Genomic DNA, 6,865 nt, shown 5'->3' with positions numbered 1-6,865 from the left:
TTTCTTTGTTGTGGGGGGGGGTGGGGGGGGGGGTGTTGTTTCTTTTTTTTTTGTGGTTTTTTTTGTTTTTTTTTTCTTTTTTTTTTTTTTTCCTCCCCCCCCCCCCCCCCCCCCCCCCCCCCCCCCCCCCAAGCCGCGGCAGGCTCGTGGGGTGCCACCGAGGGGGCGGCACCCCACGGGCCGTGCTCTTTAGCGGCTTTCAGGCCAGGTCCGGGCCCTTCGAGCGCAGGTCGTCGACCTTGCTCATGGCCTCCCGCAGGTCGCCGAGCCAGCTGTCGGCGTGCTCGCCGACCAGGCGGACCGCCCACGCCAGCGCGTCGGACCGCGACCGCGCCACGCCGGCGTCGACCAGCGTGTCGAGGATCAGGCGTTCCGGCTGGCGCAGCCGGGTCATCACCGGCGCCGAATGCGTCGTGAACAACGCGGTCGTACCGCCGAGCTTCGCGCCCCACGCCACCTTGCGCTGGTAGCGGTGCTCGGCCTGGCGCGCGATCTCGATGCGCTCGTCGCGCGTCTCCTCGCGGTACCGGCTGATCCGGCCCTCCTCCGCGGCCGCGCGGGCCGCGTCGTCGGCGTACTCCTCGGTGAGCGCCGGCAGCTCGCCGACCACGATGATCTCCTCGCGGTCGACCGTGACCTCCGGCGCGCCGGTGAACCAGCCGTCGGGCAGGCGCCCGCCGAACCAGGCCGCCGCGTCGTCCGCCGACGGCACCTCGCCCTGCTGCCAGCCGCGGCCGCCCTTCCAGCCTCGTCCCATGTCGCACCTCCGCGATTACATGATTACAACGTAACTCACGCTACGCGCGATGCAGCTGGATCGGGACGGCGTTCACCCACGGCGGAACCGAGCTTTCACGTGAAAGCTCGGGGTCAGAGCTGGGCGGTGAGGGCTTCCGCGGTCGTGACCGGGCGGTCGCAGACGTAACCGCGGCAGACGTACGCCGCCGCACCGCCGTCGACCAGCGGACGGTCGGCCAGCAGGGGCACACCGGGCGCGTCCGGCTCGCCGGCCAGCACGATGCCGCCACCGTGCACCCCGCGGGCCGCGGCCAGGCGCAACGCCGGGTCCGCGCCGACCACCGCGACCTGCACCGGACCGGCCTGCAGCGCCTCAGCGACCGACAGCCAGTGCCCGGCGAACCGCGGCACCCGCGCGGCCAGCACGCCGACCCGCCGCAGTGCCTGCTCGGCGGCGTCGCGGTAGCGGCCGACGCTGTCGTGGCCCGCCAGCGCAGACGCCGTCAGCAGCGCCCCGGCCAGCGCGGACGCTCCCGCCGGGCTCGCGTTGTCCCCCGGGTCGGCGGGCCGCTGGACCAGCACCTCGGCGTCGTCGGCGGTGTCGAAGTACGCACCCGGAACGTCCGGGGACGCGAAGTGCGTCAGCGCCAGGTCGAGCAGCCGGGTCGCCTCGGTGAGCCAGCGCGCGTCGGCCGTCGCCTGGTGCAGGGCCAGGAACCCGTCGGCGACGCAGGCGTAGTCCTCCAGCACCCCCGCCGAGTCCCCGACCACACCGTCACGCGAGCTGCGCCGCAACCGGCCGTCGACGACGTGCACCCGCAGGAGCAGCTCGGCGGCGTCGACCGCCAGCTGAATCCACTGTGGACGATCCAGGACGACACCGGCTTCGGCCAGCGCCGTGATCGCCAGGCCGTTCCACGACGCGATCACCTTGTCGTCCCGGCCCGGCTGCGGCCGCTTCGCGCGCGCCTCCAGGAGCTGGACGCGCATGGCCTCCGGCAGGTCGCCGAACAGGCGCAACGTCGACGCGCCCTCCTCGAAAGTACCTTCGGGCGTGACGCCGAACAGCTCGGCCGCCGAGTCGTCGCCGAGCACGTCACGCAGCTGCGCCGGTGTCCAGACGTACGTCAGGCCTTCGACGCCGTCGGTGTCCGCGTCCAGCGAAGACGCGAAGCCACCTTCGGGCGTCCGCAGGTCCGCGGCGAGGAACTCCGCGGTACCGGTGGTGACGCGCAACGCCGTCGCCGAGCCGGTGCGCCGCCAGAGGTGGGCATAGAAGCGCAGCAGCAACGCGTTGTCGTACAACATCTTCTCGAAGTGCGGCACGATCCACTCGGCGTCGACGGAGTACCGTGCGAAGCCTCCGGCCAGCTGGTCGTACAGCCCGCCGCGGGCCATCGCCTCGGCGGCCTTGTCCACAAGGGACAGCGCGGCCTCGGAGCCGGTGCGCTCGTGGTGGCGCAGCAGGAACTCGAGCACCATCGACGGCGGGAACTTCGGCGCCCGCCCGAAGCCGCCGTTGACCGGATCGGCGTCCCCTTGCAGCTTTTCGACGGCGGCCGCGAGCACGGCTTCGTCCACAACGGACTCCTGCAGCGGCCCGGTCTGCTCCGCGATGTGCGCGACGATCTGCTTGGCGCCGTTCAGCAGCTCGTCGGGCCGCTCCTGCCAAGCCTCGGCGACGGCGGCGAGCAGCTGCCGGAACGACGGCATGCCCGGCCGTGGCGTCGGCGGGTAGTAGGTGCCGCAGTGGAACGGCTCGCCGTCCGGGGTGAGGAAGCAGGTCATCGGCCAGCCGCCCTGCCCGGTCATCGCCTGCGTGGCGGCCATGTAGACGGCGTCGATGTCCGGCCGTTCCTCGCGGTCGACCTTGATGTTCACGAAGTGCGCGTTCATCACGGCTGCGGTTTCGGCGTCCTCGAACGACTCGTGCGCCATGACGTGACACCAGTGGCAGGCGGCGTAGCCGACGGAGAGCAGGATCGGCACGTTCCGCCGTTTCGCCTCGGCGAGCGCGTCGGCGCCCCACTGCCACCACTCGACCGGGTTGTCCGCGTGCTGGAGCAGGTACGGGCTGGTCGCGCTGGCGAGGCGGTTCATGCCGTCCAGGGTCGCACCCGGGAAAACCGGGCGCGCGGTCACCGGCCCCTCCGCCACACTGGGCGGGTGCTGTTGACGATCACGACGACCCGTACCCCCGCCACCGACCTGGGCTTTCTCCTGCACAAGCATCCGGAGAAGGCGCAGTCGGTCGCGCTGTCCGCCGGCACCGCGCACGTTTTCTACCCCGAAGCCGCGCCGGAACGCTGCAGCGTCGCCTTGCTCGTCGAGATCGACCCCATCGCGCTCGTCCGCGGTGGTGGGACGTCGCTGACGCAGTACGTCAACGACCGGCCGTACGCCGGGGGCTCGTACCTCGCGGTGGCGCTGCGGGCGGCGTTCACGACCGCGCTCGCCGGGCGCTGCGCCGCGCGGCCGGAGCTGGTCGACGAGGCCTTCGACCTGGAGATCCACGTGCCGTCGCTGTCGGCGCGCGGCGGGGCCGAGGTGGTGCACAAGCTGTTCGAGCCGCTCGGCTGGGCCGTCACGGCGACGCCGATCCCGCTCGACCCGCAGTTCCCGCAGTGGGGCGAGAGTCGTTATGTCGACTTGCGGCTCACCGGCACCCATCGGGTCGCCGACGCGCTGCGCCACCTCTACGTCCTGCTGCCCGCCCTCGACGGCGACAAGCACTACTGGGTCGGGCAGGACGAGGCCGACAAGCTGCTGCGCGCCGGTGACGGCTGGCTCGCCGGCCACCCCGAGCGGACGCTGATCACCAATCGCTACCTGGAGCGACGCCGCCCGGTCGTGAGCTACGCGCTTTCGCGGCTGGCCGAGTCCGACGACGTCCCGGCGGAGGCCGAGGCGCTGGTCACCGAGGTGCCCGACCGGCCGGAGCCGCTGGCCACCCAGCGCCACGGCAGTGTGCTCGCCGCGCTGCGGGCGGCCGGCGCGCGGCGCGTCCTCGACCTCGGCTGCGGGAGTGGCGCGCTGCTGCGCGTGCTCGAGAAGGAGCCGTCGTTCACCGAGATCGTCGGTGTCGACGTCTCCGCGAGCGCGCTGGACATCGCGGAGAAGCGCCTGAAGGAGCGCAGCCGCGTGACGCTGCGGCAGTCCGCCCTGACCTACGCCGACCCGGCGCTGGCCGGATACGACGCGGCGGTGCTGATGGAGGTCGTCGAGCACGTCGACGAGGAGCGGCTGCCGGCCCTGGAGCACGCGGTGTTCGCGGTCGCGGCGCCGCGCACCGTGCTCGTCACGACGCCCAACGCGGAGTACAACCGGCTGTTCGAATTCCTGCCGATGGGGCATTTCCGGCACGCCGACCACCGGTTCGAATGGACGAGGGCGCAATTCCGCGGCTGGGCGGACGGCGTCGCGGCCCGAAATCGCTACGCCGTTCGTTACCTGCCGGTGGGACCGGAGGACCAGACTTCAGGACCGCCGACCCAGCTGGCGGTCTTCACGAGTGAGAAGGAGGTGGCCGCGTGAAGCTGACCGTTCCCGACATGTCGCTCGTTGTGCTCGTCGGCGCTTCCGGCTCCGGCAAGTCGACGTTCGCGCGCACGCACTTCGCGCCGACGCAGGTGCTCTCCAGCGACTTCTTCCGCGGGCTCGTCGCCGACGACGAGAACGACCAGTCCGCGTCCGCCGACGCCTTCGACACACTGCACTACGTCGCGGGCAAGCGGCTCGCGGCCGGACGGCTGACCGTCATCGACGCGACGAACGTCCAGCGCGCTTCGCGGGCGAGCCTGGTGAAGCTCGCGAAGGAGCACGACGTGCTGCCGACGGCGATCGTGCTCGACCTGCCGCTCGGCGTCTGCGCGGCCCGCAACGCCGGACGGCCCGACCGCGACTTCGGTGAGCACGTGATCCGGCGGCAGCGCGGGGAGCTGGTGCGGTCGCTGAAGTCGCTGGAGCGCGAGGGGTTCCGGCGCGTGCACGTGCTGCGTGGCGAGACCGAGGTGGCCGAAGCGGAGATCGTCCTCGAGCCGCTGCGCAACGACAAGCGCGAGCTGACCGGGCCGTTCGACGTCATCGGTGACGTCCACGGCTGCGCGGCCGAGCTCGAGGAGCTGCTGGGCGAACTGGGGTACGCCGACGGCGTCCACCCGGAGGGGCGGACCGCGGTGTTCGTCGGCGACCTCGTCGACCGCGGCCCGGACACGCCGGGCGTGCTGCGGCGCGTGATGGCGATGGCCGAGAGCGGGAACGCGCTGGTCGTCTGCGGCAACCACGAGCAGAAGCTGGTGCGCGCGCTGCACGGCCGGAAGGTCAACGTCGCGCACGGGCTCGCGGAGTCGCTGGAGCAGCTCGGCGCGGAGACCGAGGAGTTCCGCCGGCAGGCGCACGAGTTCTGCGACGGCCTGATCGCGCACTACGTCCTCGACGGCGGCAAGCTCGTCGTCGCGCACGCCGGGCTGCCCGAGCGGTACCACGGACGCGCGTCCGGCCGGGTGCGCAGCATGGCGCTCTACGGCGACACCACCGGCGAGACCGACGAGTACGGCCTGCCGGTGCGGCTGCCGTGGGCGCGGGACTACCGCGGGTCCGCGATGGTGCTCTACGGGCACACGCCGACGCTGGAGCCGGAGTGGGTCAACAACACCATGTGCCTCGACACCGGGGCCGTCTTCGGCGGGAAGCTGACCGCGCTGCGTTACCCCGAGCGGGAAGTCGTCTCGGTGAAGGCGCACCAGGTCTGGTACGAGCCGTCGAAGCCGCTCGACGCGTCGCGGCCGCTGGGTGGGCGCGAGCCCGCCGTGCTGGAGCTGGCCGACGTCACCGGGAAGCGGATCGTGCAGACCACCCACCACGGGCGGGTCGGCGTCTCGGCGGAGCAGTCCGCGGCGGCGCTCGAGGTGATGAGCCGGTTCGCGGTCGACCCGCGGTGGCTGACGTACCTGCCGCCCACGATGGCGCCGTGTTCGACGTCTTCGCGGGAGGACTACCTGGAGCACCCGGAAGAGGCGTTCGCCGAGTTCCGGGCGGCCGGGGTGCAGTCCGTGCTGTGCGAGGAGAAGCACATGGGCTCGCGGGCCGTGGTGCTGGTGTGCCAGGACGACGACGTCGCGTACCGGCGCTTCGGCATCCGTGGCGGCGGCGCGGTGTACACGCGCACCGGGCGGCCGTTCTTCTCCGCCGCGCAGAACGCTTCACTGCTGTCGGAGGTGCGGACGGCGGCGGCCGAGCTGTTCGACGGGCTGAACAGCGGCTGGCTGCTGTTCGACGCCGAGCTGCTGCCGTGGAGCGCGAAGGCGGGTTCGCTGATCTCGGACCAGTACGCGGCGGTCGGCGCGGCGGCCGAGGCCGTGCTGCCGGCGGCGGTCACGGCGTTGACCACGGCGGCCGCGCGCGGCATCGACGTCACGGACCTGCTGGAGCGCACGGCAACCCGAGAGTCCACAGTGGAGTCGTACCGGGCGGCGTACCGGCGGTACTGCTGGCCCACCTCGGGTTTGGACGGCGTGAAGCTGGCGCCGTTCCAGCTGCTGGCGTCGGAAGGGGCGAGCTACCACGACCGGCCGCACGAGTGGCACCTGTCGATGCTCGGCCGGCTGGCCGGGCCGCGGTTCCAGCGCACCCGGACGCTGGCGGTCGACCTCCTCGACGAGGAGTCGGTCGCCCGCGGCGTCGCGTGGTGGGAGGAGCTGACCGGCGCCGGCGGCGAGGGCATGGTCGTGAAGCCGGCGGCCAACCTGACCCACGGCGCGCGTGGCCTGGTCCAGCCGGGTGTGAAGGTGCGGGGGCGCGAGTACCTGCGGATCATCTACGGGCCGGACTACACGCTGCCGTCGAACCTGGAGCGGCTGCGCAAGCGCGGGCTGAACCGCAAGCGGATGCTGGCGCTGCGGGAGTACGCGCTCGGCCTGGAGGCACTCGAGCGCGTGGCCCGCGGGGAGCCGCTGTGGCGCGTCCACGAGTGTGTGTTCGCGGTGCTGGCCCTCGAGTCGGACCCGGTGGACCCGCGGCTCTGACCGCCCGCCGCGGGGGGGGGGGGGGGGGGGGGGGGGGGGGGGGGGGGGGGGGGGGGGGGGGGGGGGGGGGGGGGGGGGGGGGGGGGGGGGGGGGGGGGGGGGGG

Annotated in this window: 4 protein-coding genes; 2 read left to right on the top strand and 2 right to left on the bottom strand. The window is 72.7% G+C overall.

What is annotated here, in order from left to right:
- Window positions 1–199 precede the first annotated feature (199 nt).
- Together ACZ63E_RS12780 and ACZ63E_RS12775 are read right to left on the bottom strand one after the other, a co-directional pair.
- Window positions 200–757, bottom strand: coding sequence for a hypothetical protein (locus ACZ63E_RS12780; RefSeq protein WP_465302666.1), 558 nt, complete (start codon window positions 755–757; stop codon window positions 200–202).
- Between the two features lie 113 nt (window positions 758–870).
- Window positions 871–2,838 carry a thioredoxin domain-containing protein gene (locus ACZ63E_RS12775; RefSeq protein ID WP_465336115.1) on the bottom strand — a complete coding sequence of 656 codons (1,968 nt, stop codon included), beginning with the start codon at window positions 2,836–2,838 and terminating at the stop codon, window positions 871–873.
- Window positions 2,839–2,904: 66 nt separating this feature from the next.
- Here ACZ63E_RS12775 and ACZ63E_RS12770 point away from each other — a divergent pair, with 66 nt between their 5' ends.
- A complete protein-coding gene (locus tag ACZ63E_RS12770; RefSeq protein ID WP_465336114.1) occupies window positions 2,905–4,272 on the top strand; it encodes a 3' terminal RNA ribose 2'-O-methyltransferase Hen1 in 1,368 nt (455 codons plus the stop codon).
- Window positions 4,269–6,761, top strand: coding sequence for a polynucleotide kinase-phosphatase (locus ACZ63E_RS12765; RefSeq protein WP_465336113.1), 2,493 nt, complete (start codon window positions 4,269–4,271; stop codon window positions 6,759–6,761). The genes ACZ63E_RS12770 and ACZ63E_RS12765 overlap by 4 nt, the downstream gene beginning before the upstream one ends.
- The last annotated feature ends 104 nt before the right edge of the window (window positions 6,762–6,865 follow it).

Source organism: Amycolatopsis sp. NPDC104819 (assembly GCF_055583145.1).
The sequence above is the reverse complement of the archived record's forward strand: the minus strand, read 5'-3'. Positions and strand labels throughout refer to the sequence as shown.

What these genes read in the sequence shown, in the direction of transcription:
- ACZ63E_RS12780 (WP_465302666.1), bottom strand. Translation starts at nt 757, where the DNA reads ATGGGACGAGGCTGGAAGGGCGGCCGCGGCTGGCAGCAGGGCGAGGTG.
- ACZ63E_RS12775 (WP_465336115.1), bottom strand. Translation starts at nt 2,838, where the DNA reads ATGAACCGCCTCGCCAGCGCGACCAGCCCGTACCTGCTCCAGCACGCG.